The sequence below is a fragment of the Glaciecola sp. 33A genome (assembly GCF_002836745.1).
Taxonomy (GTDB): Bacteria; Pseudomonadota; Gammaproteobacteria; order Enterobacterales; family Alteromonadaceae; genus Glaciecola.
In genome coordinates this window covers 52,901-79,470 of sequence record NZ_PJAR01000041.1, presented here as the reverse complement: position 1 = coordinate 79,470, position 26,570 = coordinate 52,901, and the positions used below count along the sequence as shown (strand labels likewise).

Here is a 26,570-nt window from a genome sequence, read left to right as displayed (position 1 = left end):
GCACTATTCCCTCATTAGCAATTTAATCGCTTTTTCATATTTTTTTTCATCACCCTTACGGTAACCAGGATGCAACACACGTACGTTACCATCGCGGTCAACTATAACGGTAGTGGGCATTGCGCTGACATCATACAATTGGCTTACTTCACCAGATGTGTCAAACAGTACCGGAAAGCTCACTTCAATGTCTTGCAATAAAACGTTGGCTTTTTCAGCTTCGTCATCCACATTTATGGCCAGTATTTCAACACCTAAATCTTGGTATTCTTGATATAGCGCTTCAAACGCTGGCAATTCTTCACGGCATGGACCACACCAAGACGCCCAGAAATTAACCAGTACGATATTGCCACGTTGTTCGGATAGTTTAATATTGCCGCCATCACGACTCTTTAAAGTAAAGTCAGGAGACTCCTCACCGGATACCGGTTTTGCCATCGCGTTGATGCTACAAATCGCTAACGCGACTGCCACAGCCCCAGCCACTAGCAACTGATGCATGCGCATTGCTGATGTCGGTTTGGCGAATATTGAGGTTGCTAACGCTGTATTTATGTTTGTCATTATTTGATCCCGTCAATTAAAAGAAGAACGTTGTACTTAGCGTAATTGCTATATTGTGAACGTCCTTTTCTACGCCGATAATATCACTGGTAAATACATGATCACGTACGTCTACTTTTAATGCCCAAAAATCAGTAAACAGCAGTCGGTATCCGGCACCAGCACTTATCGTAAAGCGCTCGTCACCACCGAATTCGGTGCTGCCCGCGCCCAACGTAAAGTAAATGTCTGAGTTGAATACTAAATTATCTGTGAAGAAAGTTTCACCATTGATGTTGTAACCTATTGATAAGTTATAATACGTATAGTCACGTTCTTCTTCGGTTAAGAAGGGTGCACCTCCAGATAATTTTTCAAAACTGGTTTGCCCTGCAGTTGCTTGTGCGTAGCGGGCTTCAAGAAATAAGTTTTCATTAATATGATAGGCCAAAGAGACCCCAACAACCGCACTTGACTCAAAATCTTCAATCACAATAAATCCACCAAAAATACCTATTTCAAGGTCTTCGGTATCAATATCCGACTCATTAATTTCACGACGTTCAATATTTGGGTCAATTAATGCCGGAGGCTGATCGGTATTTGCTTGCATCGGACGCGCTGCGCTTTTTGCTGATGAGCTTTTTACTAATGAGCCTTGCGCAACTGCGTGTGCATTGAACAAACTAATACTGAATAAGACAACTGTGCTCACTACGACATTTTTATTAAATTTCATTCATTTCACCATGCTATGGGTTTCACGCTAACGCGATATCAACGGCTATCTATCAACGGCTATCGCCTATCTATTAGTTATTGATTGCGTTTATTGATGGCTTATTAGCTAAAAAAATACCGAAAAGCCTAATTTAAATTCTTCAATTTGTTCTTGGTCGTCGCGATCTGTTAGCGCAATAATATTTCGATATTCAAATTTTATAACCATATTGCGCGCAAAATAATAACGTAAACCTGCGCCTACTTCATAAAAATCACTCATGCGAACCTCATCGCCACTTTGCACTAAATTGGAACGAGGGCGCGTATTTATGCCACCGGCTCCAATTGTAAAGTAAGGACTTACTTTCCACTCAGGGAAAACATGGTGTTGTATTCTAATTGACCATAATTTATTTTCAGAGAAATCGCCAAGCGCTTGGGTATACGTTGCTTCGGCAACTAAGTTACCCGTAACGTTCCAGGCAGCAGCAACTGACATTGCAGTCACATTCTCTAATATGCCGCCAAAAGCACTGAATTCAAAAGTACGATTAGTGTAGTCTTCGAAGCTGCCTGTTGGCACATAGAGTAGCTCGCCACTGGGCTTAATAGTTTTACCAAGTTGAACAGCTGAGACCCAGCCTTCTTGGCCTGTATAAGTAATGGCCTTATACCAGCCGGTTTTCTTTTTCAATATGGTGATGGTTTCACCTTGCTCAGCAACGTGAAAAATAGGGTATTCGCTGGCAGGGCCGGTCCGAAAGTCGACATAGGGTTCGACAATACTTACAACTAAGTCGTCGGCTTTGGCTGCAATGCTAAAAAAAGCAGAAGCCATAATAACGATACATAAAAAGTGTGGGTTTAATTTCATTAATTTGTTGGTGCATCAAATGGGTTATTGTAGTTTTGGCCACCGACATCGAGCCATTCGCTTATCATTTTTAATTCAGCTGGACTCAACCAACCTTGGTGACTACCGCTTTCGAATGGAGCAAAAAATCCAGCGCTATTACTGGCACCATTTACACTCATAGCTCTACCCACGCCTACTTGCTGTGTTACCTGAATTGGATTGCCGTCTTCATCGAGAATAAGCTCACCTTCTTCATCGAGCTCAAATACTGGGTCACCATTGTTATCAAAAACAGGTATTAAACGCGGCAAAAGAGCACCGTCAATTAATTCCAACTCAACATCATTAAACATGAGTTCGCGGTAACTCGTCAATAATTCTGCATCGGCTGGCGACGGATTACCAGTTAATTCTAGTTGCTCAGCGGGGACTTGTAATTGGTTATCGGCATCAAAACGATTATGACAAGCCACACAGGTGTTATCTGTCACCACCAAACCATCGGCATCAACGATTTTACGGTCGAGTTCAAAGAGCGGTTGAATATGATCTGGAAAATTAATCACGGCGCGACAAATTGAGGTCCACGTTTGTGCGCAACTTTGCGTAATAGGCAGTGGCGTTAGCAAATCTGCATACCGGTATTCAATATTATCAGCAGGCGTTTGCACTGCCGGGTCTGTCCACATATCTGCAAACAAAATATCAGGCGTTAAGTCAGGTACACCGTTGATGCGTGTAAAGGTTTCGGCCATGGTTTCGCCTAGATCTGCAAAAAGTGCAGGGTTAGTATCAGGGAAGGGCACGCCGGTACTTGGTGCGCCATTGTTAATAGAAGGCGTTTCCGCATCGGTTCTACCGTGCGGGCGCTTGGTGATATCAGAATTATTACTACCATCATGGCAACCACTGCAGGTTTTAGTTTCACCAGGTACGACTTGAAGCCAATTTTGGTGGCGCGCAGAAATACGTTTACCTTGTGCATTGACAATACTAATCGCGAAAGGCACTTTAGCTGGCACCGCTACTTTAACCGATCCATCGGGTTGGATCGGTGTGTAGCCGAGCACTTCGCGCATTAATTGATTTCTTGAACGCCCAAATGCACTATTTTCAATGTCTAGGGTATTTTCATCGGGTATAGACACACTTTTAATAACTCTAAGGAAACGAGCGGGTCTCTGGTCAGGAGCGACTACGGTAGGATTTGCCATATTCACAATGCCCTGTGGACTCAGGTCTTCACCCGCAAAATCATATACGCTACGGATATGGATAATCCCCATATTGGCATCAAATAAGCCTATTTCGCTAGTATCGATGGTTGATGATGGATCCGCAGGAAATGGGCGCCTTTCAACCGCGACAACTTCCGAATAAGAAGCATCTTCTTGAGGCACAACTAAAGGTAACTGCGTGCCTTGAGCTGGGTCAAACATCCATAAACCATATAGCGGAGGTGCTTTTTCATAATTGGGGTCAAGTAGTGTTTCAGGAGAACAAGGCACTACCGAACGCACTTCATCCGCGCCGGCATCATCTGCCGGCGGAGCTAATAAACGGCATTGGCTCCAACTAAATAGTTGACGACCGCTGCCGTCAAACAAAGGATATAAAGCGGCAATATAACCACCAGGAGAAATATCTGCCTCTATATCAATGTTTTCAAACAATGCCTTTTCTTGCGCCGGACCAGTTAACGAATCTGCCGCAGCAATAGGCGTAAAGTTATCGATATAGTTGACCACATCAATAGTAACAAAATCAGTACCTAATTCTTCTTTTTCAAACGCAGTGAGTGCGACAAGAATACGACCATCGGGTGTCACGCGCGTTTGCGTAAAATTAATATCTGCGTTATTGCCATTAGAATCGACATGACTGTGGCGGCCATACAATATTTCTAAATCACTGCCGTCCGGATTCATTTGATAAAGATGCACGCCTTTGCTGCCACCAAATTGATCCCAACGACTAAAGATAATTTTGCCATTAGGCATTACCAATGGGTCTAAATCATGGCTTTGATTATACGAAATTTGTTCCAGGTTTTCACCATTAGCATCCATAATGTGCAATACCGAGGCATGCACATCTAGACTTTCCTCTAAACCAGCATATTGCGGCTTACCTTCATCCAACAGACGTGCTTGATTGCCACGTTGACGAGTAGAGCTAAATAATATACGACCGTCAGCTAAGTAAACCGGGCCGGTATCTTCGCCTGTTTGTGCAACAATATCAGAGGAAATAACTCTCCGTAACTGTTTGCTTTCGATAAGGTATTCCCAAATATTCCACGTCGGTTGTTCGTCATCATCGGCATTTTCATCTTCTGGAGCCCGCATACTAAAAATAAGACGTGAACCGTCATAAGAAGTTTCTAAATCTTTAATATCAATAGGTAGACGATTGCCTTCTTCATCTACTCGGTCTTCGAATACGTTTTCGGTAATATTAACTTCAATGGCAGTTGCATTGGCGCGCGCTTTTAAAATCAACGATGCACCAGGAATAAAAAGAGCAGGGGCCGTAATAGAGCGCTGCATGTCTGCACCTTCAACTCTTAAGTCACGTTTCACAACGGCAATGGGTACATCGACTACAACCGGATCAGGCTCTTGTTCTTGGTTGGTTATATCTTCACCGCCACAAGCGGCAATGACAAATACGCATGAGCAAATCAGTAGCTTTTTCAGTGATTTCTTTAACAAATAGTCAGTGTTTGGATTACCAGTCATCATATTATTCTGCTCATTATGAAGATAAATCTGCACCGCTACGATACTTACCTACCTTACCTATTTATACTGTCACTAAAGTGCAACGCCTCTATTTACCCAACGCGAAAGGTATATTTATTCGACGCTCTACCAGGCACACTTTGATATGAAAATGACAGCCTTACATCAAGCGGTCTGTACAACAATCTTGTTTTCTATATTTAAGGATTAATTTTTATACCGTGCCTTTAGGTATACTTTTAACCCCGCAATTGCGACAGTTAATAACCAAAATAGTAAATTGTTCGACGATTTATATTAAATTGATATAATAATTATTTTCCTTAGTAATAGGTTGTCGGCAATTATCAAAAGCGCATTAATGCCACGAATAATAAAATATTCTCCCTCCAGCCCATTAAAAATCACAAAGGCGATCTTCATCACGGATTCATTCAGACTAAGAAATTAAAAAGCATACTGCTTAAGTGTTGCATTTAGGTAACACTGATCTGTGTTTTAATTTGATGAAGTAACTAAGATAGGTCAATAAAGTTTATTTTAAAGGTTATAAAACAACACGTTAAAAAGTTAGGCACATTTATTGACTGCAGGCAAAACTAGGCTCTTTAATGCCGTTTGTTTTTTATACAACCATCGATTGTGTAATTAATCGGTATACGGGCAAACACTTATTGTTAACAGAGAATAACTAACGATACGTAAAAGGCGGGTATAACATAATTCACATTCAAAAAAGGAGTTGATTCGATGTATTTATTGGCAAAAGAATCAAATAACCCACTTAATCACCTTTCTGTTCATAAAGTAGCTTTTTATAAGGTAGCTTTTTATAAGGTAGCTTTTCATCAAGTAAATATGACTATAAAGCAATTGCTAAAGCTGATTTGCTTCGCTGTGCCGCTTATTCTAACCAGTGCGTTAGTATCTGCCGGGTCCTTAGAACAAGCTAAACGCATGCACGATCGTTTGGCTGGCGTTCCAGGCACCACAGCAGTAATTCAGACAATGTCAGACTTAATAGAAGCAGGCGATGCTCAAGGCGCAGCACAAATTGCGATGCAGTCACCCAGTTTTTATAACGTCACTATTAAGAATTGGGTTACACCGTGGACGAATGAAGAGTTTGACGTTTTCGCGCCGCTGAATGACTACACAGCGACCGTCATTGGTGTGGTTAGAGATGAAGTTGATTTTCGCCAAATCTTAAGCGGTGACATTTTATATGTAGCAAATGTCAACGCGGGCGCACCCGCATACAGTACAAATAATAATGCACATTATGCAACCCTAGAAGATGAAGGCGCAGACCTATCGAGCGTTTTAGTGGCAACCACACAGTCCTCGCTGACTGGCATTCCGGCACAAGCGACTGCTGGCGTAATGACAACGAGAGGCGCCGCCAAAGCATTCTTTAAAGATGGCACAAACCGCGCCATGTTCCGCTTTACACTCATGAACCATATGTGTGCTGACCTTGAAGCGTTTAAGGATACCAGCAGTCCGCCAGACAGAATTCGGCAAGATTTGAGTCGCAGCCCAGGTGGTGATAGCCGCATTTTTACAAACTCATGCTCAGGTTGTCATTCCGGTATGGACCCATTGGCTCAAGCCTTTGCTTATTATAACTATGACTACAACGTTGAAGCCGACCCTGATGGCGAAAATGGTCAAATTGTTTATAACGCTGAAGGGCAAGTCGATCCTGAAACGCAGCTAAGAGTACAAGCTAAATACTGGATAAACTCGAATAACTTCCCGTTCGGTTATGTCACCATGGATGATACATGGGACAACTATTGGCGCACCGGGCAAAACCAAACAATTGGTTGGTCCAACCAACTTTCTGGCACAGGTAGTGGCGCTAAATCAATGGGTGAAGAGCTTGCTAACAGTCAAACCTTTGCAAATTGTCAGGTAAAGAAAGTATTTAAGAACGTCTGTTTACGTTCACCTCAAGATCAGGCTGACCGCACAGCAATTGCTCAAATTCAATCTGAATTTATGGGTAACAACTACAATATTAAAAACGTGTTTGCCGCGACTGCAGACTACTGCAAGGGGGAATAAAACATGTTTAACTCAATTTCAAACTCTAATTTGCAAACGATGCTAAGCACAAGTTACCGCGGTGGTGCGTCGAGGTATTTCCAAGCGGTTCGTCACATTGGAGCTGCTAGTATTGCAATTTTGCTACTTGCAAGTTGCGGCGGAGGTAGTGATACCAGCGTAGAACTAACACCTTTGCCACCCCCAGTTCAGCAGCCTGCTTTGAATTATACAGGTCCTGCACCGGCAACTACCGATGTGCAAAACTTTAAGTTGGCTCTTTGGGATAACCTGGCAAAACCAGATCGTTGCGGTGCTTGTCATATTCAAGACCAGCAATCACCCCCTTTTGCTCGCTTCGATGATATAAACCTTGCTTATGCAGAGGTTAACGGTCTTATTAATACCTCGCGTATCGCTGACTCTGCGCTCGTTACTAAAGTGGCTGGCGGACACAACTGCTGGTTAAGCGACGCATCTGCTTGCGCTGATATTATTAGCACATGGATTGGCAATTGGGTAAGTACGGAACAGGTGGCAACAAGCATAGAACTCAATGCCCCAATGGTTAAAATTCCTGGTGCAAATAAGAATTTCCCAGCAGACTCAGGTTTGTTTGCATCAAATGTCTATCCTGTGTTACTTGCACATTGTGTTGACTGCCACCAATCAAGTGCTGCGATCCCTATATCGCCCTACTTAGCCTCATCCGATATTGCTGAAGCGTATGCCGCGGCAACCTCGAAGATGAACTTAGATTTACCAGAAGATTCAAGGATCGTGGCGCGACTACGAGATGAGTTTCATAACTGCTGGACAGACAATTGTCAGGCTGATAGTCAAGCCCTAGCAGTCGCTATTCAAGCCATGGCAGATGCTATTGACGTGACCGAACTAGACGCAAACCTAGTTAGCTCACATGCACTTACTTTATTTGATGGCACCCTTGCCACCGGCGGTGGTCGGTTTGAATCTAACCTTATTGCAAAGTGGGAGTTTAAAACTGCTTCGGGTAATATTGCCTACGATACCAGTGGCGTAGAGCCCGCACTCAACCTTACCCTAAGCGGCGCTTACGAATGGGTTGGCGGTAACGGTATTCAACTGACTGATGGTAAAGCACAAGGTTCCACTACCGACAGTAAAAAGGTCCATGATTTGATTGTCTCTACCGGCGAGTTTGCCATCGAAGCGTGGGTTGCTCCTGCAAACGTCACACAAGAAGGGCCTGCGCGTATTGTCAGCTATTCAGGTGGCCGCGACAGACGTAACTTCACTCTGGGTCAAACGCTCTACAACTACGACATGCTATTGCGCCATGGCAATACCGATACCAATGGCATGCCTGCGCTAAGTACGCGTGATGCCGATGAAGATTTGCAAGCCGCACTGCAACATGTCGTGGTTAATTATGATGGTGTTGGCGGTCGTCAAATTTATGTGAATGGCGAATCTACAGATGACCAAGACACGATTGAAGCGGCCGGTTTGAGTGACTGGGATGATAGTTTCGCATTCGTCCTTGGTAACGAAGTCTCGGGTGATGTGCCATGGGCAGGTACCATTAGAATGGCCGCTATGCACAATCGTGTACTGACCTCAGAACAAATAGTGAAAAACTTTGATGCCGGTGTAGGTGAGAAATTCTTCCTCTTATTCGGTGTCTCAGAAATCATTAATGTCCCGCAAAGCTACATTGTGTTTGAAGTGAGCCAGTTTGATTCATACAGCTACTTATTCACCGAACCGTCAATGATAAGCCTTGATGCAAATGCAAATCTGGATGGCATTACGTTAACCGGCGTTCGTATTGGCGTGAATGGACGAGAATCAAAAGGCGGCCAAGTATTCGCAACATTAAACCTAACCGTTGATGGTCTACAAGCGGCGAGTAATGATTTAGGACAGCAACTCTCTGCACAAGGCACTATTATTCCAGTGCAAAAAGGGCCTGTCCAAGACGAATTTTTCCTCACCTTTGAAGTATTGGGAGATGCGGTCTCTTTGCGTCCAACTGCCGACATACCAGTAGCAGCGCAACCCGTCGACTTAGCGCCACAATCTGATATTGGTATTCGAAACTTTGCTGAAGTAAATGCAAGCATGGCCGCACTTACCGGTGTGTCATCTTCACAAGTAGACGTCAACGCAACCTATCAACAGTTGCGCCAACAACTGCCCAGCATAACGGACATGCAAAGCTTTTTAGCCTCAAACCAAATGGCAATCACGCAAATGGCAATACGCTATTGTGATGTGATGGTTGAAAACAATAGCCTAAGAGCAAGCTACTTCCCACAATTCGACTTCACTATGTCAGCTAACAATAGTTTCGACGCCAATGACCGCGCAGCGTTAGTTAATCCGCTTATCGACCGTATGATCGGCAGCGGCCTGAGCAGTCAACCCGCTTCTGCAGATGTATCAGCTGAGCTAAACAACTTAATCGATCGCTTAACAACTTGTTCAAATAGCAATTCTTGTTCAGCACAAACTATACCCACAGTAGCAAAAGCAACTTGCGCAGCCGTTCTCGGCAGTGCTGCTGTTGTTATGCAATAGCAGATGCGAATAGGTGATTAAAATGAAAAAAACAACACGTACATTTTCTAAAAAATACTCCGTCGGTGCCAGCGCAAAGACAAACCGTGGTGGCATGGGTGGGGGGAACGGAACGGATCCAGATGCACCGCTGTTTCACCAAGACCACGCCAAACCAGTAACACGACGCGACTTCCTAGCTCAGGGCTTTACGGTTGGTATGGGCGCTGTTGTTGGCGGTTCGGTATTGAGTGTGTTGGCAGGTTCTGGCAACGCATATGCATCTTTATCACCTGATTTAGAGGCCTTAAAAGCAGGCTGCGGTATTGCTACTCAAGGAGCGGGAAAAATACCTTTTATCGTATTCGATTTAGCCGGTGGTGCCAATATTGCGGGCTCAAATGTATTAATTGGCGGCCGCGGTGGACAAATGGACTTTCTAAGCACACAAGGTTATAGCCGTCAGGGCTTACCTGGTGACATGGTGCCGAGTATTGCGAATCCGGAAGTCGGTTTATCCGATTTTATAAATAATGAATTAGGTTTGGCATTTCACGCTGACAGCGCATTTTTACGTGGTATTCAGGATAAACTAGCAGTAGGTAACCGTGCCAATGTAAACGGTGCCGTTATTCCCGCTCGATCAGAAAATGACACTGGTAACAATCCTCACAATCCAATGTATGGTATCAATCGTGCAGGTTCAGACGGCTCGTTACTAACCTTAATTGGCTCAAGAAATTCCGACAGTGGTGGTAGCTCTATGGCACCTGCTGCGTTGATTGACCCGGCAAAACGGCCAACTAAAGTTGACCGACCGTCCGACGTAACCGGCTTGGTTGATACCGGCGACCTCGTGGGCTTGTTAAGCCAAGAAGACGCCGTATCGGTAATGGAGTCGGTTCAACGTATTAGTGACATGAAGCTCGATCGCGTCGATACAAAAATTAGTGGCGACGACAACTTAAAAGAGCTCGTGCGTTGTGGTTACGTGAAAAGCGCAGATATTGCGGATAGGTTTGGCGACCCATCCTCACTCAACCCTGAACTTGATCCTAATATTGTGGGTGACGCCGGCATTTTCACCCAAGCAGAATTTGACGGTGACCGTGAGTTTCAAAAAACAGCGTCAGTAATGAAGTTGGTAATGAACGGCTTTGCAGGCGCGGGTACCATCGCCATGGGCGGCTATGATTATCACACCGGTAATCGAGCAACTGGAGAAGTAAGAGATTTGCGCGCTGGCAAATGCATGGGTGCAGTATTGGAATATGCAGCTCGCGTTGGTGTTCCTGTGATGATGTATGTTGTCAGCGATGGCTCAGTATTTAGTAACGGTATGATAGATGACTCTGAAGACGGTCGCGGTAAAGGTGTATGGACGGGCGATAACTCGTCCACAGCCGCTTCTTTTTTCATGGTCTACAATCCTAACGGCACCCCTCAATTAATTGGTGGTACACCAGAAGAACAAGCGGTTAGCCAACAAATTGGTTATATGCGTCGCGATGGTTCTGTTGAAACCTCAGCAACACCGGCAGCAAACAACGTAAACTTGCTAGTCGAAACAGTTATCTTAAACTACCTTGCTTTGCACGGTGAGCAGGGGCAAATGCGCACGTTGTTCCCACAAACAGGGCTGGGTAACGCAGCCTTAATGGATTCATTAACCGCATTTGAACCTATCGTAAATGGGGTGATTGCTACTTAGCACGTGGAATAAAAACTGGCTTTGGTTAAGTTGTGGAGTTTAATAATTTCGAAGGAATTGTCTCGCCATGGGTGACCGCCAGAAATGCTTAACGGCATTATAATACTGAATATATGGCGGCATCAATACAAGTAGAAACTTGGCTAAACTGAGCTTCTACTTGTCTTTATATCTAATTTACATGTCGTTTATATTAAGCTTAAATCGAGCCTTTTATTTAGCTTTGTGCCACACAAATTGCTCGAATGACTCGTCTACAGGTGTATTGCCAATATGGTTAATGTAATTACTCATCACCTTTTGCGATAATCCTAAAATGATGTCCAGTAGATGTTGTTCGCCATAACCCGCTGCGTAAAAGCTATCTAATTGTTCTTGGCTAATGTGGCCGCGGTTTCGCACAATGATCAGAGTTGTATCTAGTAGCGCTTGCAACTTTGTTGTTGGCATCGGCTGTTCATTGCGCAGCGCATCCGTTAATGCAGGATCTACTTTCATTGCATGCGCGATACCTGTGTGAGCAGGAACACAATAATGACATTCGTGTTCAACATTAATACCTTGCCAAACTACGGTTAACTCTTGGGCATTAAATGAGGAATTACAAAATAATTCATGTAGCTTCTGATATCCCTCGAGTACTTGTGGTGAGGTCGCTAAAATGCCGTGCAAATTAGGTATCATACCAAACGCTTTTTGAGAGCCTTGCAATAATGGTTTACTTGCTTCAGGAGCTGATTCAATTGTGTGAATAGTTAATGATGTCATTGGATTTCCTTTAAATGAAAAGTTACTTCAACTTACGTTTACATGTGACAGTTACGAAATTTACGGATGAATTGATACATCGAAAAGCTTCTACACTGCAACCACCATAAAAGGGGCAATCAATTTCCTAATTTCATTCATATGAAATCAGTTGACCCTTAGCGTATTGCAATAATTGGAGAGAAGTACCTTGTGTAAATCTGCGTCGCCGCTAATTTATACCAATCGGTATAGTTTAATTAAAGGCTATTGTACCGATTGGTATAGTAAAGTCAACGGGTGTAGAGATTTAGATGTGCGAGTGTATTAATGTGTGAAACTGAAACGTCTTGCAACCCGCGATTTATCGAACCTAGACTGTGTCAAAACTTCGTAAAGTTTGGAACTGAGAAAATCCAAAGCCCAATTATTATAATAATTCGATAAATTAATGTTTGGAACTCAGAGCTTATGGATAAGCGAACTAGCCGGAATGGAAGAAAGCGGACAGTAAGAGCTTTTTATTGAATTACTGCGCAGTGCCATTTGCCAACGTCGCAAGAATAATCTGATGGCGGTCTCAAATGGGCAGTTAGGAGACGTAGAAGTCTTCATTAGCTTTTAAAGCTTTGAGCTTGATTCGGTCATACTTTTGAATCAATTGCGACGGGAAGTTCCATCCAATTGCAGACATTCAGATGCTCCAACACTTCATCAGCAAAAAAATATTCCTATGTAAAGCTGTGAGCAGTCAAAACGAACATCACAGCACTATATAAAAATCCTCATTCAGTTCTTACTAATGCTCGCTCATTTTTTTGTTTCAACACTTCAGTTCCAACTATGAATTAAAGAGAATGAATAAAACGACAGTACAAGAAGCTAAATCAGCGTTGCACCTTATTGAGCAACAAAAAGCAAGGGCATCATCCATCGCTAGAATGCCATTATGGTTAAATATTACTCTCTGCACTCTTATGACATGGTTCGTGTACTTTGAATTGATTAATCGTAAGCTCATGCTATCAGAAGTGTTTCAACATTTTATAGCGATAAGTGTAATTGTATTACTGGTCATTTGGAGTCGTTATCTCAATAAAAAAGGATTAAAAGTTAAATGGTTCCCTAGTAAACCGATTTCATACTTTGCGCTTGCTGTCGGGTTATTGTTTGGCTTCTTCAGCGATAATATTGCAAACTATTCCTACGAGGCACTGGCACCTTGGGGAGTTTATGTGGTTCCAGTCGTTACCGGTATCGTTTTCGTCTACCTTGGTCATCGGTTTCCTTTATCACAAGCAGTAAGTAAGGAAGCAATGAATGAATTACGGTAGCTTCGACGAGCTGATTCACGCTCCCAACCGTTTGATGATCTGCGCAATTTTGGAGCTAGTAGATGAAATGGAGTTTGCCCTTTTAAAAGATAAGCTGGCTGTCAGTAAATCGGTATTATCAAAACAGTTGAAACTGCTTGCAGATGCTAATTATTTATAGATAAATAAAGCCACACAAAATGGTAGACAGCGCACTTGGTTATCGTTAACAGAAGAAGGGACTGAAGCTTACAAGGAACACGTAAAAGCACTAAAAAGCATTGTAGGGTAAAGCTTTTGCATCATAGATGCCAAACTCATGACCTGCATTCGAAAGTCAATTATTAGTTGTAACTGTTTCTTCTTCATATTTCTGTTATAGACTGCCCCGATAAGATTGGTTCCTGCAAAGAAACAGTCGCAAAACATCCCAAAAGGGGCCATTGAGCCAGTCGTAAGATAGGTATTTTTTGTCACACTTGCCAATATAGAATTCAAGGGCCAATACATGTGTTGGCAAAGCATCAAAGCACCTCCTCATAGCGACGTGGTAGGACTCGTTGTGCGTCATATTCAAGATTTCAATACCAAAGGACTACTAGCATTTGACACTAACGGGCGCACGTTTTACAAATATCACCACAAACTCCTTTTTGAATGAATCAAGCCATCATGAAAGACATCTGCCACAGGGGGTAGTCGATAGTTTTAATTCTTCTTGTACCCAACCAACGAGGTAAGTTCTCCTAGTAAAAGAGGAACGGGAGTCTATAGGACTCTTAAAACTTTAGCACTGAAATAGCGCTTTGAACGATAGTCCGAAGCGTTTTTTTATGCAACAATACGAATTGTAAGCAAAGGAGTGCGGGCTGTATTCGTCTGTTGCTAGTGACCCGCAAGATACAGGATAAAAGGAAGTTAAGAAATGAGTCTAAAACGATTGTCGATATTGATTGGTATCGCTGTTGTAGTTACCGTTGTATTTTTCGCTGTTAATACCAAAGATGCCGCCGTATTGGTCGACCCAGATCCAACTTTGAAAGTAAGTGAAGCGAGGTCAACCCTAAGCTCCGCACTTTTGCTTAATAACGATGCTATTTTAGATGATGAGTCATCAGCTAAAGTCCAAACAGCAGAATCCACTTCTACAAATCAACCAGCATTTTTTTTAGCCTCAAAACACTGTGAGGCGGAAGTAAAAAGACTTTTCAAAAAGCACCCAATGAATGGCGATTTTTTTTCAAGCTTACAGAGTCTGGCGAAACAGAAACTTTTGAACGCTGAGGGGGAGAAAAACGCATTTTATCATGCTGGAATGTCTAGGCTATATTACTTTCCTGAACCCAACTCCGCTGCTGATGCAATTAATCTCAGGTCACCCGACTTTAAGAAACCAGAGTTGCATTTAGAAAGGACTTTAAGAGATAAGGCAAACTACCCTGAAAGTGGCGACTTCCTGCAAGCAATCGATGAAAGAAACTACACTTTGGCTGAGAATTTATTAGCAGGCATTGTTGCGGGATCATCAGATGGCATTTTGAGTGATTCAACTTCTTCGTGGCCTTTATTGAAAAGAGCCATGTTCACTGCAATAAGCATGCAACCTGACGCTGAATCAAATAAAACGATGAAGGCCATTCTCGATGTATTTAAGTCTGCAGGTTACCCATTTCATTTTGCAGAATTAGTCGACTTAGATGAAACCTTTCTGAACAAACGACCAGATGTCTTAGAGCATCTATTGAAAAGTTTTAGCACTGAACTGAGTACTGTTTTTGATACTAATAAAGAGAAATCTACCAACTTAGTGCTGACTGCTTTGAATCGTTATGATTTTAATATGGCAACTTTTTGGATAAAACAAGGCGTAGATCCTTTCAGTAATCTCAAGGAGATACATATGCTACAAGGTGGTTATGGCATGCTAATTTTAAAAGATGTTTTCGCTAGTGATGAAACAATTAAGGTACTGCTCGACTCAGGCATTCTTACGACGAGTCCAAATCAACAATTTGAAAAAACGCTTAGTGAGCGATTTCCAAACCTTGATGCAGAAAATTATTACAAGCAACATCAACGAGTTTCAACATTGTCAAAAGCACAAGACCAGCATCTACAAAAGGTATTAGCGGAGCTAGTTCAAGAACTTGTTGCGCTGCACACTTCCGGTGAATTTACGTTGTTGGAGAATTGTGAGGATGAGTTGCTAGCGAGAGTGAAGGCGTTTCAAAAATACTTTAAAGATCGCAAACAAAATAACAGTCAAAAAGAAAAGTTTCAGCAACTCTATGCTCAAGCTTCCAAAATTTATAATGAATATAGCGATGAACTTATTGATGCCGATTTAGCGATTGAACAATTAAGCTTAATCGACGAGTACAAATCGAAACGAAAAATAGACCTGATAATCGGCCTGGAAAGATCAAAGAATATACCTTCGTTTATGCAACAATATACTCAAGCTGAAACGCCCGAAGAATTGCCGGATGCGTCCCTAATTCAAAAAATTGAAGAGGCAACTTTAAACAACGACTATGAAACGGCATTGGAGTTAAGTGATTTATTAGCCCCCTTCTACCAAAACCAAGTTAAGAACGGTTTACTGATTCATGCAATGAGCAGCGTAGCGTCAAGTGAGGTGTTCGAATTGTTTATGAACAATATGGAAGTGCCAGTACGACTTGTCATGTCAAAACTATTGAAAACCAATGACATGCAATTGCTCGAGAATATGGTCGAAGCTGGGTTTGATATTAACTCTGTTGACTATCTGAACCGCAGACTTTTGACTATTGCGATTAAAGAGAAGCATGAACAAGGGCTGCGGACTCTTATACGCATGGGCGTTGATATCGAACAGCCAGAAATAGGACTTGATGCATTGGATATTGCGCTCGCAGAAATCATTGAGGGATATCAAAATTACTTCTTTGTGCAACAACTTTTGAAAGCTAATAAGCGAATTGAAGACAGTCATAGGCAACTGCTTCAAGACCTCTTGATTATGTATCCTGAACCTACTCAGCGCGTGATAGATAAATATGGCATTGTTATGTAGTGATGTTTGTAGCAATCACAAACGCGCCTATTGGGCTAATCTTGCCGCTGAAAGGGACCTCGTTGACATTTTAGAATAAGGCGAAGCGCATTTCGATATGGCAGCTGCATTTGAATTTTATGAAGGTTTACTGAGTTTATTCTCTAAGATAATTGATAATCCTTCTCAATTTGCTTCAATTGATAAAGTCCGAAAAGGATACCGTTAACTTGCTTGTCAAAGAAAACGACTATAAACGTCAAACGGTTTAAAAGGACCCCAAAAAAACTATGACCGCTTTCTGCCTCATTCTTGCCCTACAATGAAGATTTTGAAACGTCCGCTTTCTTCAACAATACAAATAATATTAAAGCCGAAATGACCGGTTTTGGCACTAAACGCTCATTTGATATCTTCATGCTCGTACGTCGGCTATTGCCGTCGAGCTGACCGTCAGAGCTGCATGCTCGACGATCCGCAATAAGAGCAAAGCGGGAATGATCAAAAAGAATCTGACCGTCTCCTTAAGCAGCACTTTCTGTCAGCTGTTTAATCGTGCTTTATAGTTGTTAAGAATGATTTAGCTAACCAAACAAATCATAAAGCCAAAACCACTTGAAAGCGGTTTCATAATGTTAGTGTGAGTTTCAAACTTTCATGTCTAGTTTCAAACTTTAATATCCAGTTTCAAACTTTAATTAACTTGCACATTAGAGGTAAAAGTAAAGATGAATAGCACTAAAATAAGATTTATTTACGAGTGGAGACCGACGGATCAAGTTTAGTCGAGCCCTATTCCGGCAAGAATGGTATCTATAGAATATTCTAATTCTGATCTTAGCGCACCTGACCGGGCCATAGCAGCAGTGCCTTTCAACATTGTATAAAGACATAAACTATTGGATTGAGCATTCTGACTTAACCCTAACAAAATTGCTTCGGGGTCATTACTAAAAATGTCTGCATAACATTGCGTTGGTATTGCTTCCGCATCTTTTAGCAACAGTTCTGCTTGCATCGGTATTCCGCCGCCAATCAACTCTGCTTGACATAAAATTAAATAACAACCTTTAGCATCAGAAGTGCTGCATTGCATATCAACAATCGACATCATGTGTTTTTTAAAGCGGTCTTTTAGCGTGGCGCCTTCCTCGAATAGCAATGCCATATGAGGTTTCATTTTGGTTTCGAGGTAGCGCTCAGTTGCTTTGATAAACAGGTCTTCTTTATTGCCAAAAGCACGATACATACTTGGCTTATTGATATTCATCCTCTCAATAAGGTCACTCATTGAAGTACCGCTGTAGCCCTTCTGCCAAAAAACATTCATTGCAGCATTAAGAGCTAACTCATAATCAAACTCGCGTTTACGACCACTAGCCAACGTAAATACTCCTGACGTTATATCAACTTGTTTATTTTTTATTATTAATGTTGCTGATTTCTATGTTACCACTTGGTATAAAAAATTCAATTTTGAATTTATTTGTCTGCAATTGAATGCTCAATCGACTAGCAACATCGATAATCTAGCGAATAGACTCGTCGTTCGCTGACCTCTTATTGTTGCAGGCCATTCGAATAATGCATTTTACGTTGATTATCCATCACCACGGCATCGTAACCGTCAATTCGATTAATCATCCCCAGACCTTCGCGTAAACCCATAACAAAAACCGCGGTCGACAATGCATCGTTATAAGTGCTACTTGGACCAATAATTGATACCGACTGCACATCGTAAGTTGACTTACCTGTTTTGGGCGACAAAATATGATGGTAGCGCTTGCCATCTTCTTCAAAGTAACGCTCATAATCGCCTGAAGTCGACATGGCGGAGTCTTGCAATGGCATGACCACTGCTTGTTTTTTTTCGTCCCTAGGGTCTCGTATACCTACGATCCAGGGCTTACCGCGACGGTCACCAATTAAACGCGTATCGCCACCTGCAGTCACTAAGCCATGCATAATGCCCATGCGTTCTAACAATGAAATTGAGTTATCTACAGCATGACCCTTGGCAATGCCACCTAAGTCAATCTTGACTTTGTCATGCGTAAAGACAACGGACTTATTGGGTTTATTCAGTTTGATGTATTTATAGTTAATTGCGGCTAATAATGAAGCAATAGTTGCCTCGTTTGGACGTTGATTTTTTTTATAATTGTACAAGTAACCCACGCTCGCAAAGGTAATATCAAACGCGCCCTTTGTGAGCTCTGAAATATTGACTGATTTATCCAGCAGCTCAAACATTTCATCACTTATCACCACCGGCTGTTGGCCCGCCTTTGCGTTGATAAGGCTTAGTTCGCTGGTATCGATGTAGGGACTCATTAGTTGGTTAATACGCTCCATTTCTGCCATGACAGCTCTCAACGCGAGCTCACCCTGAACCGGCGTTTCAGCCCAAACCTCAACGTATATATTGGTCCCCATAATGCCTGCATTCTCAGAGTACCATTCGGCTTTGAGTTGAGCAGAAAAAGCCAATGTGAGAACAAGCAAAACACTGTTAATAACGCGTATATTCATGCAGATTTAACCTCAGTAAAAGTGTGTGCTTTTTGTCATTCTATCAGACAAAATTACGCTTTATTAACCCACCCCGTATAAATCAATAGCACATTAGCGTATTGCTGAATAATGATTAAAATTGGGTATTATAGTTGGCCCTTAAAATTGATAGAACAGGTTTGCTAAACCGAAGGTAACTACAACCAAAAGTGCACCGCTAATAAGATACTTGGATGCATAAGCGCCTTCCTTCCTGTGCTGCAAACAATAGGCAATGCTGATGGGGAAAAATAACAGCGACAGCACGCCGTACGCATATTGTTTGTTGCCAAATGCAGTCACTACAACAATGAGCGAACCGACAAAAAACACTGCCGCGCCGAGCCCTGCGATTATTATCATTATTACATTTACAGCTAATTCCACTTTATATTTACCCTTATTCGTAACCTGATTAACAACCTGATTAGTCATCTTTCTAATTGACTTAGTTTTTGGCTAAACAGGTTAGAAAAACTTCTTACCTGTGAGTGCGATATAAATGGCAAAGAAACCGACTACAGCATAAATAATTTCAAATGCATCAATGCCATCAAAATTGCCCTTAATTGCTTCTGAAATCAACATAAACGCAAGCAGTAATGATGGCATGGCGAGCACGCCTATAATAATGCGTACAGTCAATGACAGCTTACCTTTTTCAGTTATGTGCAATCTGCTCTCTCTTATTTATTACTTTGAATTAGGCATCGCTACCGCGATTTAGTTGTTGATTTTTTCTGCGTGTTGCTTGCTTCATTCTGTGGATTTGCCACCTGCCTCAGCATCGATAAAATCGACACAACTGGGCATTAGTTGTCGCAGTCCTTGTTTTGTACAGACGCTGAGAAATAACGATCTAGCTATTGTGGCGCTTTATTTGCCGTGAAGCCATATTCTTTACCTAAACCAAAAATAATCCTCTCAGGGCCGATAAAATTACCGTCAATCGCTTCATCCCAATTGCATTGTAGCGTGCTCGTGCCTTTTCTAAGTTTGCATGACCAAAGGCTAGTTCCAGATTCTAATTCGTTATACTCGCCACTTAACTCCCAACCACGTTCCACGTACTGGGAAATAATCTGATGGAATCGTTCTTCTGACACTTCCTGAATAATATTGAGCCCATAATATTGGTACTTAAATTCAGTTAACTTTTGTCCTAACAAAGCAAAAAGACTCATTATTCCCTCACTCGGTATTTTTTTGAATGTGCGACTAACCTAGGCTAATTTTTAGCTTAGCACGATGTTCACCACATCGGATAATATCAGAGTAGCGCGTGTCATCCAATATAGCAGGGGAAGCAGGGATCAACAAAAAGAACATCGGTTATTCAGTGACTATTTCCAGCCTTGCAACCACTGACTCTCATCTTTTAAGTCTAGCCAATTAATCATCATGGCCCGTTTTGACATGACAGCCTCTATGCAGCAGTCGACAACAACAATACCTTCCTCATCGAACTGCATCTTAGAAATGATAAAGTGTTTTTCTTTGTTAATCGGTGTTATTGCGGTCCACTTACTGTTAAGTAATTTTTTAGGGTTTATTTTATTCATTTTAACTCGATTAAATTCTGCCACCTTGAAGCACTGGCCGTTTAAACCGTCAAAGTTAGACTGTAGCTTAAACCTATACCGGCAACTCGATTACCAATCTAATTAAGAATTCCAACGAAGGTCAGATAACATGACTATAATAAAGGTTGCGAGTGGTCCCAAAATTATCGAAATTAAGAACCAATTAAGTCCTCCTCGTCCTTTACCTTGCGCTAGTCCTGCATTTATTAACGCTAACGTACCCCAGCCGACAAAAAATGAGCCATTGTTCAGAACTGCTTCAGACATTATTTAAACTCCTTTCAATATTAATTTTGATAATTAACAACCCGTACAATATGCTCGAAAGTGGGTACGTTAGCTGTACTTTTATAAGTTCAATTAGTTTGCCAATAGCTTTTCAAGTAGTTCATCTATTTCAACTTTAAGCCCTCTATCTTCTATTTTGTTGGCGCTGATTTTTGCGTCTTGGAGATTGTTGATAGCAGCGGCAGTCTGACCTAATTCAACTTGTAATGTTGCCATTGAAAATGCGATCGAAGACAGATGGTCTTTTGAATTAATTGCACTTGCTTTTTCTAAGGCTTTTGCATAGCCTGCAACTGCATCCTCTAACTCTTCAGTAAAGTCAGCCAGTGTTTCCCATTGCTCCGGGTGATCTTTGTCGGTGTTTTCGTTGTCAATGCAAACGGACTTTAAGTCCGCATAGAGCGAGTCAAATTGCTCTCGGTCCTCTTCATCAGCAGCGTCCATTAGCTTTTCAGCTAGGCGATAGACGGTCTTATATATTTTGGTATTAATCATTGCTACTTACCTTTTTGTACATTCATTATGTTCTCGGGTGACCAAAAGTCTGATTATTCTTGAAAACTTTCGGGTCAAGTATAAGCCGAGTTAACTCGCTTTTGATTTAACGGGAAGCCGCTGGAAATACATACCATGCATCATGAAAGTGTAATTACATTGCAGGCCGAAATCAACCTAGAAAAAGATAACTCTGTGCAAAATAGGGAAGTTTACGGTAGACACTTTTGGAGACAGCTGAAGACGCCCAGAAAGTTGTTCGAACGAAGGCAGTGGCTTGATGAATTCATTAGGGTTGATCAGTTGAATACAGCCTCAAAAACAGTAACATTGTTACTATTCCGTAGGTGAGTGCAAGCACATCCCAATAGCCATTTCCTATTAACAAGAGGCTTGGGACAACTGCAGCAAAAAATCCGCATATTTGAAATGCTCGCTTTCGATTTTTTAATAAAATTGCAATTGGGCTAATAACAATAAGGCTATACATCAAACCGACTGGAAATAAGAATATGCTGACGTTTAGGGCATCATTAAACACAGATTGTTGCCCATTCGTTGCTTGATTTTTCCATACAAAAAAGATGACGAATGCGATTATAAAAGTCGCTAAACCGCCAACTAAGTTCCCGAATGTAATGGCTTTAAAGAACTCAAAAGTTCGCTCCAGCTTCGTTTTATGCATACAGACTAAAACTCCGCACAATATGAAACGATAAATAAAGTAGTGTATCTATAGATAATATTTATGATTTTACTGCTCCAAAAAATAACTAATATAAATTGAAATAGCGCTCTGCATGTCTATTCCTTCGACCTTTCTTTATTATAAAGAATTTCCGTTTTTTCCCCTTGAAAGCCGTCGTAAAGGGCTCTATGCGCACTATATGAGAGGGTATCCTTTCTGTCCATATATCCAGCAATCCAATCGAGTAGCATTGCTAGATTATTATCTTGCGCTTCTTTCGACTCGTATTTATGCGGCTCCCAAGGTCTGCTTCTCGCGTTTTTCTGACATAACTCAATCGGCAAATTCAAAAAGATAGCTTCGGTTGCAAACGGTTTCACCATTTCAAGTAAATCGGCATAACAGCCTTCCACAACCCAATTATCATTTGCTGTCATGAAATTCTCAATTTGCTCATATGCCAGGTTTATCGGCTTACGTGCAGGCGGATCAGAAGGAAGCCAAGCCAAAACATCCAAATCAAGGTGAGCAAACCCGTCGTTAGGATGTTGTGCAGCTAATTTCGATTTTCCAGAACCGGAATTTCCAAAAATGATTATTTTTCTCATCAGATACCACTCCTACGATTGACTGGAAGCGTTTGTTATAAAGCATCTTGTGCCATTGTATAAGAGACCATTAGTTTGCAATCAATAAATTTAAGCATTCGATTAACTGAGCGCGGTACATCGATAATATTTGCCTCTTTTTTCGAAGCAATAGATATCAAAATATCACAATCACAAGCTTCAATACGCTGTCGAATAAAAAAGTCAAATATATCCTCTAAGTTATCGCTCTTTAAGGTTACACAGCCTAAATAACAGTCTTTCCTAGGGTGTTTTTTTTGTGAACCTCCGGAAACTTCGCGCTCCAAAGTAAATGCTTGAAGTTTATTTAAACTAAAGAAACGGAAGCTTGAATTGACGGTTTCGTTTACGTTTTCCACTGGATCCTCATTACCTTATAATTTGATGTTAGATTATTTGCCACCGCGGCCTCTGCGCGCCTGCGATTTGCCTCGACGTCGGGGCGCAGAGTCTGCCTCAAAATTACCATACTCATCATCTTCCGATGAAACTGCTGGCGTCTTCACTTTGGGCGCAAAGCCCGGAATTATCTCGCGCTCAAATTTACGACCAATGATACGTTCTATAGAGTTTAACTGTTTTAATTCATCCTCACTGAACAATGAAACAGCTAAACCGAAAGCGCCAGCACGGCCAGTACGGCCAATGCGGTGCACATAGTCTTCTGGTACGTAGGGAAGTTCGAAGTTAACCACGCAAGGGAGTTGATTCACATCAATGCCCCGAGAAGCTATATCAGTGGCAACCAATACCTTAACATTGCCGTTTCTAAAACCATCTAAAGCCAGTGTGCGAGCATGCTGGGTTCTGTTCGAATGTATTGAAGCGGCACTAATACGTGCTTTTTCCAACTGGACCACTAAACTGTCGGCACCAAGCTTAGTGCGAGTAAAGACCAAAACTTGATGCCACTTGTTCCTTTTAATCAGGTGGATCAGCACCTCACTCTTTCGTTCTTTGTCTACAGGATGTAATTGCTGCTTAATCTTATCGACAGCACTGGTAGCGGTATCCACTTCAATTAAAAGTGGATTATTTAACATTCCTTTAGCAAGCGACTTGATCTCTTTAGAAAACGTCGCTGAGAACATCAAGGTTTGGCGTTTGCTGGGCAGCAACATTTGGATATGACGTATATCGTCGATGAACCCCAAATCCAACATGCGATCAGCCTCATCTAAAACCAATATCTCAAGTCGATCAAAGTTAATCGCCTGTTGATTATAAAGATCAATCAAACGACCCGGCGTAGCAACCAGCACATCCAAACCACCTTGCAGTTGGGATATCTGCGGCTCAATCCTCACGCCACCAAACACTGCACCAGAGCGAATATTCATATACCGACTGTAGTTTTCGATACTAGCGGCAACCTGCGCGGCGAGTTCACGGGTCGGCGTAATGACCAACGCCCGCACAGATTGAGGCTGCGGACTAACGCCACCAGACAATAGCTGCACCATAGGCAGCGTAAAACTAGCCGTTTTACCCGTACCAGTATTTGCCACCGCCATCACATCACGTTGACTAAGCACCACTGGTATAGCCTCAATCTGTATCGGCGATGGGCTTGTGTAACCTTGTTCTGCAACGCTTTTCAAAAGCTCATTACACAAGCCTAAAGATCCAAATGGCATAGATAAACATTCCTTGGGTTGATTAATATTTTCTACATTTTTGTCGATAGTACGAATACAATAAAAGCGTTAATACTCACATCACCAAAAACAGCGGGACCATTAGTAATGCCAATACCCGTGCCAAATATTAGGCCAATGCCAAGATAGCTCTTAGGTGGTAGGTGGTAGTTTATTTTGTTTCTTACTCATACATATAAAACTTATGTTTAGCTATTAACAATTCAATATTATCACGATACATAATCGACATGTCATATTCGGCTTTAATTGCGTTATTAGGTTTAAGAAAAGGCGGCTCTAGCTTGATTAACGGCTCGTTTAGCAAAGTAATACGCAAAACCTAAAATTGCAATGTACCTTGGAAGTACAGTACCCAAGGTAAATACCCAATCTTGAAGTTGCCCCATGATGACGAATAAATAAATATGCTGAATACAAAAGGGAACAAATAATACTAAATACGGAAAATAGCTGTTTCGGGAATTAAAATATCGAACAGCCACTAAAAATACAAAGGAAGCGGCAATGAGTGGCAAACCAATGGTAATGAGATCTACCGTTGCAAATGCGACAGTCGGATATGCTTCTACTACAGGCGTCAAAATATTAGCTGGAATCGCTATAGCGGCGCCAATGCCTATTATGTAAATCGATAAGTACGCATATAAAACACCTAGAAAACTAGCTATTATAATGACTTTTAGTCTATTCATTAATCGATACTCTTGTAAAGCCCAACATTCTACATAACGGGCAGTTTATGGACGCAGTTTTGAACTGCGCGAAATATACGCCTAAACTTGTCGCGGCTAGCGAGTTGGTAGGGTTGTTATGTGTCATTGATCAGCAACCACTATCTCTTTAACTAACTGAGTATTTCGCATAACAGGCAAGTTAAGGATATGCTTATGAATCGCAGCGTAATGCAGCGTAGACTTGTCCGAGCGGCCGAAGTGATTGAGTTAATGTGGTCGTTAGCAACTATATTGTGTTGAGGATATTGAATTAACAAGCTATCACTCCTTGATATTAGTGTTGTTTTTCTAAACATTACCCAGTTTCACATGAAATAACAACTGATTTATCTTGGCAAAGAAGACCAAACAGCGCATGCGCGCGAACCCGAAAAAAATGGGTTTAAAGCAGATGTATTGACTCTTGAGAGAACGAGCAACTTACGTCAATTGAGAAAACCATAACTCAAAAAATAACTGTGTTACCCAATAAAACGCCCGTTAGACTACCAAGAAAATAAAGTAGCATTTTCAATATATCCATCAATAAAATGGAGACATGACAAGCAACAAAAACCTTTGGTGTCGAGTAAAGCATTGAAAATGGTAGGCGAGAACGTTTAGTTATGCAATCGGTGCCCAACACAAATAAAAAGACACTCAGCAGAAAATAAATTACCAATAATGGATTAGCAATCTTATCTACTATTAGCAGCGAGCTATCAGCAGATCTGGTCTCAAGATGAATGATTGCAAAGCCCAATACCAATCCACTTAGATAAGCCGCTATTTTGGCGGGTGAAAAAAATCGACTAAACAGGGTTAACGCTCCGCATAACGGGAAATTGCATGGGCGCAGTTCTTGAGCGCAGCGAATAAATTAATGCGTTTGTTATGTTGCTTAATGTTATTGCGGTTTTGATAAAACAATGTCTGTCTCGTTGCGTTGACCATGTTGGTAAAACAATACTCGTTTGGACCTAAAACAACAATAGGATGTGGTTGGTGAGCGTGAATGGTAGGCGTGAATGTCGTTGTTTACTAGCTATTGATGCTAATGGCCAGTGAACCAGATGTTTCACATGAAACCGAAGCCATAAGCAAAATACAGTATTGAATATCTATATTTGTACTTAAATCAATTTTTGTCGGATAATAAAGACGTGCTACGTTGAATGTTTCGGCAACAGTTCGGTCTAAAAAAAACCCAACACATCTTTATAGATGAAGCTGGGCTTATACGTCACTTTTATATTAACTTACTTACGCAGTTTTTGAATTAATCTTAATTGTGCAATGGCTTCGGAAAGCTCAATAGCCGCTTCAGCGTAGTCGAAGTCCGCACCGGCGCCTTTGGCGATGATTTCTTCTGCACGCTTTTTAGCGTCTTCAGCTGCTTTTTCGTCCAGATCTTCTGCACGAATAGCTGTATCCGCAAGAACCGTTACATGACCTGGTTGCACTTCTAATATGCCGCCAGCTACATAAATTAATTCTTCAGCACCAAATTGCTTTACAACTCTGACCATGCCAGGTTGTAAGCTAGTAATTAAAGGAGCGTGACCAGGATAAATACCTAGCTCACCCTCTATACCTGTGACCTGAACGGTTTGAACGAGTCCAGAGAAAATTTCTGTTTCTGCGCTAACTACGTCCAAATGTACTGTCATTGCCATGTGGTCTCCTTTAA

The 26,570-nt window shown here is 41.7% G+C and carries 24 protein-coding genes and 1 pseudogene; 6 read left to right on the top strand and 19 right to left on the bottom strand.

The annotated features are described in order from the left end of the window. Positions 1 to 3: 3 nt before the first annotated feature. From CXF81_RS11935 to CXF81_RS11920, 4 genes are all read right to left on the bottom strand, one after another. Positions 4 to 567 carry a TlpA disulfide reductase family protein gene (locus CXF81_RS11935; protein WP_101181581.1) on the bottom strand — a complete coding sequence of 188 codons (564 nt, stop codon included), beginning with the start codon at positions 565 to 567 and terminating at the stop codon, positions 4 to 6. A gap of 16 nt (positions 568 to 583) precedes the next feature. Further along, the gene (locus CXF81_RS11930; protein ID WP_101181580.1) at positions 584 to 1,285 is read right to left on the bottom strand and encodes an outer membrane beta-barrel domain-containing protein; all 702 of its coding nucleotides are present in this window, start codon (positions 1,283 to 1,285) and stop codon (positions 584 to 586) included. Between the two features lie 108 nt (positions 1,286 to 1,393). Further along, positions 1,394 to 2,143, bottom strand: a complete 750-nt coding sequence (locus CXF81_RS11925) for an SH3 domain-containing protein (protein ID WP_101181579.1) — start codon at positions 2,141 to 2,143, stop codon at positions 1,394 to 1,396. Continuing rightward, complete coding sequence (locus CXF81_RS11920) at positions 2,143 to 4,869, bottom strand: PD40 domain-containing protein (protein ID WP_101181578.1); 2,727 nt, start codon at positions 4,867 to 4,869, stop codon at positions 2,143 to 2,145. Before CXF81_RS11920 ends, CXF81_RS11925 begins: the two co-directional genes overlap by 1 nt. A 750-nt stretch (positions 4,870 to 5,619) precedes the next feature. Between CXF81_RS11920 and CXF81_RS11915 the strand changes: the two genes are divergently transcribed. From CXF81_RS11915 to CXF81_RS11905, 3 genes are read left to right on the top strand one after another with little or no spacing between them, the layout of a single operon-like run. Then, the gene (locus CXF81_RS11915) at positions 5,620 to 6,939 is read left to right on the top strand and encodes a hypothetical protein (RefSeq protein ID WP_101181577.1); all 1,320 of its coding nucleotides are present in this window, start codon (positions 5,620 to 5,622) and stop codon (positions 6,937 to 6,939) included. 3 nt (positions 6,940 to 6,942) lie between these two features. Beyond that, positions 6,943 to 9,480, top strand: coding sequence for a LamG domain-containing protein (locus tag CXF81_RS11910; protein ID WP_101181576.1), 2,538 nt, complete (start codon positions 6,943 to 6,945; stop codon positions 9,478 to 9,480). A 22-nt stretch (positions 9,481 to 9,502) separates the two neighbouring features. Next, positions 9,503 to 11,170 carry a general secretion pathway protein GspF gene (locus CXF81_RS11905; protein ID WP_232771901.1) on the top strand — a complete coding sequence of 556 codons (1,668 nt, stop codon included), beginning with the start codon at positions 9,503 to 9,505 and terminating at the stop codon, positions 11,168 to 11,170. Positions 11,171 to 11,383: 213 nt separating this feature from the next. Here the strand turns inward: CXF81_RS11905 and CXF81_RS11900 are convergent, their stop codons facing one another. Then, positions 11,384 to 11,938, bottom strand: coding sequence for a carboxymuconolactone decarboxylase family protein (locus CXF81_RS11900; RefSeq protein ID WP_101181575.1), 555 nt, complete (start codon positions 11,936 to 11,938; stop codon positions 11,384 to 11,386). An 836-nt stretch (positions 11,939 to 12,774) separates the two neighbouring features. Between CXF81_RS11900 and CXF81_RS11895 the strand changes: the two genes are divergently transcribed. The 3 genes and pseudogenes from CXF81_RS11895 (at position 12,775) to CXF81_RS11885 (ending at position 16,288) form a co-directional block, all read left to right on the top strand. Next, positions 12,775 to 13,251: a hypothetical protein gene (locus CXF81_RS11895; RefSeq protein ID WP_101181574.1), complete on the top strand. Its 477-nt coding sequence runs from the start codon at positions 12,775 to 12,777 to the stop codon at positions 13,249 to 13,251. Continuing rightward, a pseudogene (locus tag CXF81_RS20335) lies at positions 13,238 to 13,522 on the top strand (transcriptional regulator). Before CXF81_RS11895 ends, CXF81_RS20335 begins: the two are co-directional and overlap by 14 nt. 633 nt (positions 13,523 to 14,155) lie before the next feature. After that, positions 14,156 to 16,288 (top strand): ankyrin repeat domain-containing protein, encoded by a 2,133-nt coding sequence (locus CXF81_RS11885; RefSeq protein ID WP_101181573.1) that lies wholly within the window; start codon positions 14,156 to 14,158, stop codon positions 16,286 to 16,288. 760 nt (positions 16,289 to 17,048) lie between these two features. Here the strand turns inward: CXF81_RS11885 and CXF81_RS11880 are convergent. The 14 genes from CXF81_RS11880 to CXF81_RS11810 form a co-directional block, all read right to left on the bottom strand. Next, positions 17,049 to 17,651: a TetR/AcrR family transcriptional regulator gene (locus CXF81_RS11880; RefSeq protein WP_101181572.1), complete on the bottom strand. Its 603-nt coding sequence runs from the start codon at positions 17,649 to 17,651 to the stop codon at positions 17,049 to 17,051. A gap of 176 nt (positions 17,652 to 17,827) precedes the next feature. Then, on the bottom strand, positions 17,828 to 18,802 hold the full coding sequence (locus tag CXF81_RS11875; RefSeq protein ID WP_101181571.1) for an FAD:protein FMN transferase: 975 nt from the start codon (positions 18,800 to 18,802) through the stop codon (positions 17,828 to 17,830). 141 nt (positions 18,803 to 18,943) lie between these two features. Beyond that, positions 18,944 to 19,186: a hypothetical protein gene (locus CXF81_RS11870; protein WP_101181727.1), complete on the bottom strand. Its 243-nt coding sequence runs from the start codon at positions 19,184 to 19,186 to the stop codon at positions 18,944 to 18,946. 105 nt (positions 19,187 to 19,291) lie between these two features. After that, positions 19,292 to 19,498 (bottom strand): hypothetical protein, encoded by a 207-nt coding sequence (locus CXF81_RS11865; protein WP_026843620.1) that lies wholly within the window; start codon positions 19,496 to 19,498, stop codon positions 19,292 to 19,294. A gap of 188 nt (positions 19,499 to 19,686) precedes the next feature. Next, positions 19,687 to 20,007 carry a hypothetical protein gene (locus CXF81_RS11860; RefSeq protein ID WP_101181570.1) on the bottom strand — a complete coding sequence of 107 codons (321 nt, stop codon included), beginning with the start codon at positions 20,005 to 20,007 and terminating at the stop codon, positions 19,687 to 19,689. 159 nt (positions 20,008 to 20,166) lie between these two features. After that, entirely contained in the window at positions 20,167 to 20,385 is a 219-nt protein-coding gene (locus CXF81_RS11855) for a TIGR02450 family Trp-rich protein (RefSeq protein WP_101181569.1), read from the bottom strand. 102 nt (positions 20,386 to 20,487) lie between these two features. Continuing rightward, on the bottom strand, positions 20,488 to 20,673 hold the full coding sequence (locus tag CXF81_RS11850; RefSeq protein ID WP_101181568.1) for an antitermination protein NusB: 186 nt from the start codon (positions 20,671 to 20,673) through the stop codon (positions 20,488 to 20,490). Positions 20,674 to 20,766: 93 nt separating this feature from the next. Continuing rightward, complete coding sequence (locus CXF81_RS11845; protein WP_101181567.1) at positions 20,767 to 21,189, bottom strand: Replicative DNA helicase; 423 nt, start codon at positions 21,187 to 21,189, stop codon at positions 20,767 to 20,769. Positions 21,190 to 21,478: 289 nt separating this feature from the next. Further along, the gene (locus tag CXF81_RS11840; RefSeq protein ID WP_101181566.1) at positions 21,479 to 21,874 is read right to left on the bottom strand and encodes a hypothetical protein; all 396 of its coding nucleotides are present in this window, start codon (positions 21,872 to 21,874) and stop codon (positions 21,479 to 21,481) included. A 119-nt stretch (positions 21,875 to 21,993) separates the two neighbouring features. Further along, on the bottom strand, positions 21,994 to 22,485 hold the full coding sequence (locus CXF81_RS11835; protein ID WP_101181565.1) for a shikimate kinase: 492 nt from the start codon (positions 22,483 to 22,485) through the stop codon (positions 21,994 to 21,996). 35 nt (positions 22,486 to 22,520) lie between these two features. Further along, positions 22,521 to 22,865, bottom strand: coding sequence for a hypothetical protein (locus CXF81_RS11830; protein WP_101181564.1), 345 nt, complete (start codon positions 22,863 to 22,865; stop codon positions 22,521 to 22,523). A gap of 33 nt (positions 22,866 to 22,898) precedes the next feature. Next, positions 22,899 to 24,143: a DEAD/DEAH box helicase gene (locus CXF81_RS11825; RefSeq protein ID WP_101181563.1), complete on the bottom strand. Its 1,245-nt coding sequence runs from the start codon at positions 24,141 to 24,143 to the stop codon at positions 22,899 to 22,901. 284 nt (positions 24,144 to 24,427) lie between these two features. Further along, positions 24,428 to 24,859 carry a hypothetical protein gene (locus CXF81_RS11820; protein ID WP_101181562.1) on the bottom strand — a complete coding sequence of 144 codons (432 nt, stop codon included), beginning with the start codon at positions 24,857 to 24,859 and terminating at the stop codon, positions 24,428 to 24,430. Positions 24,860 to 26,139: 1,280 nt separating this feature from the next. Continuing rightward, entirely contained in the window at positions 26,140 to 26,556 is a 417-nt protein-coding gene (locus CXF81_RS11810; RefSeq protein ID WP_101181560.1) for a F0F1 ATP synthase subunit epsilon, read from the bottom strand. Between the last annotated feature and the right edge of the window lie 14 nt (positions 26,557 to 26,570).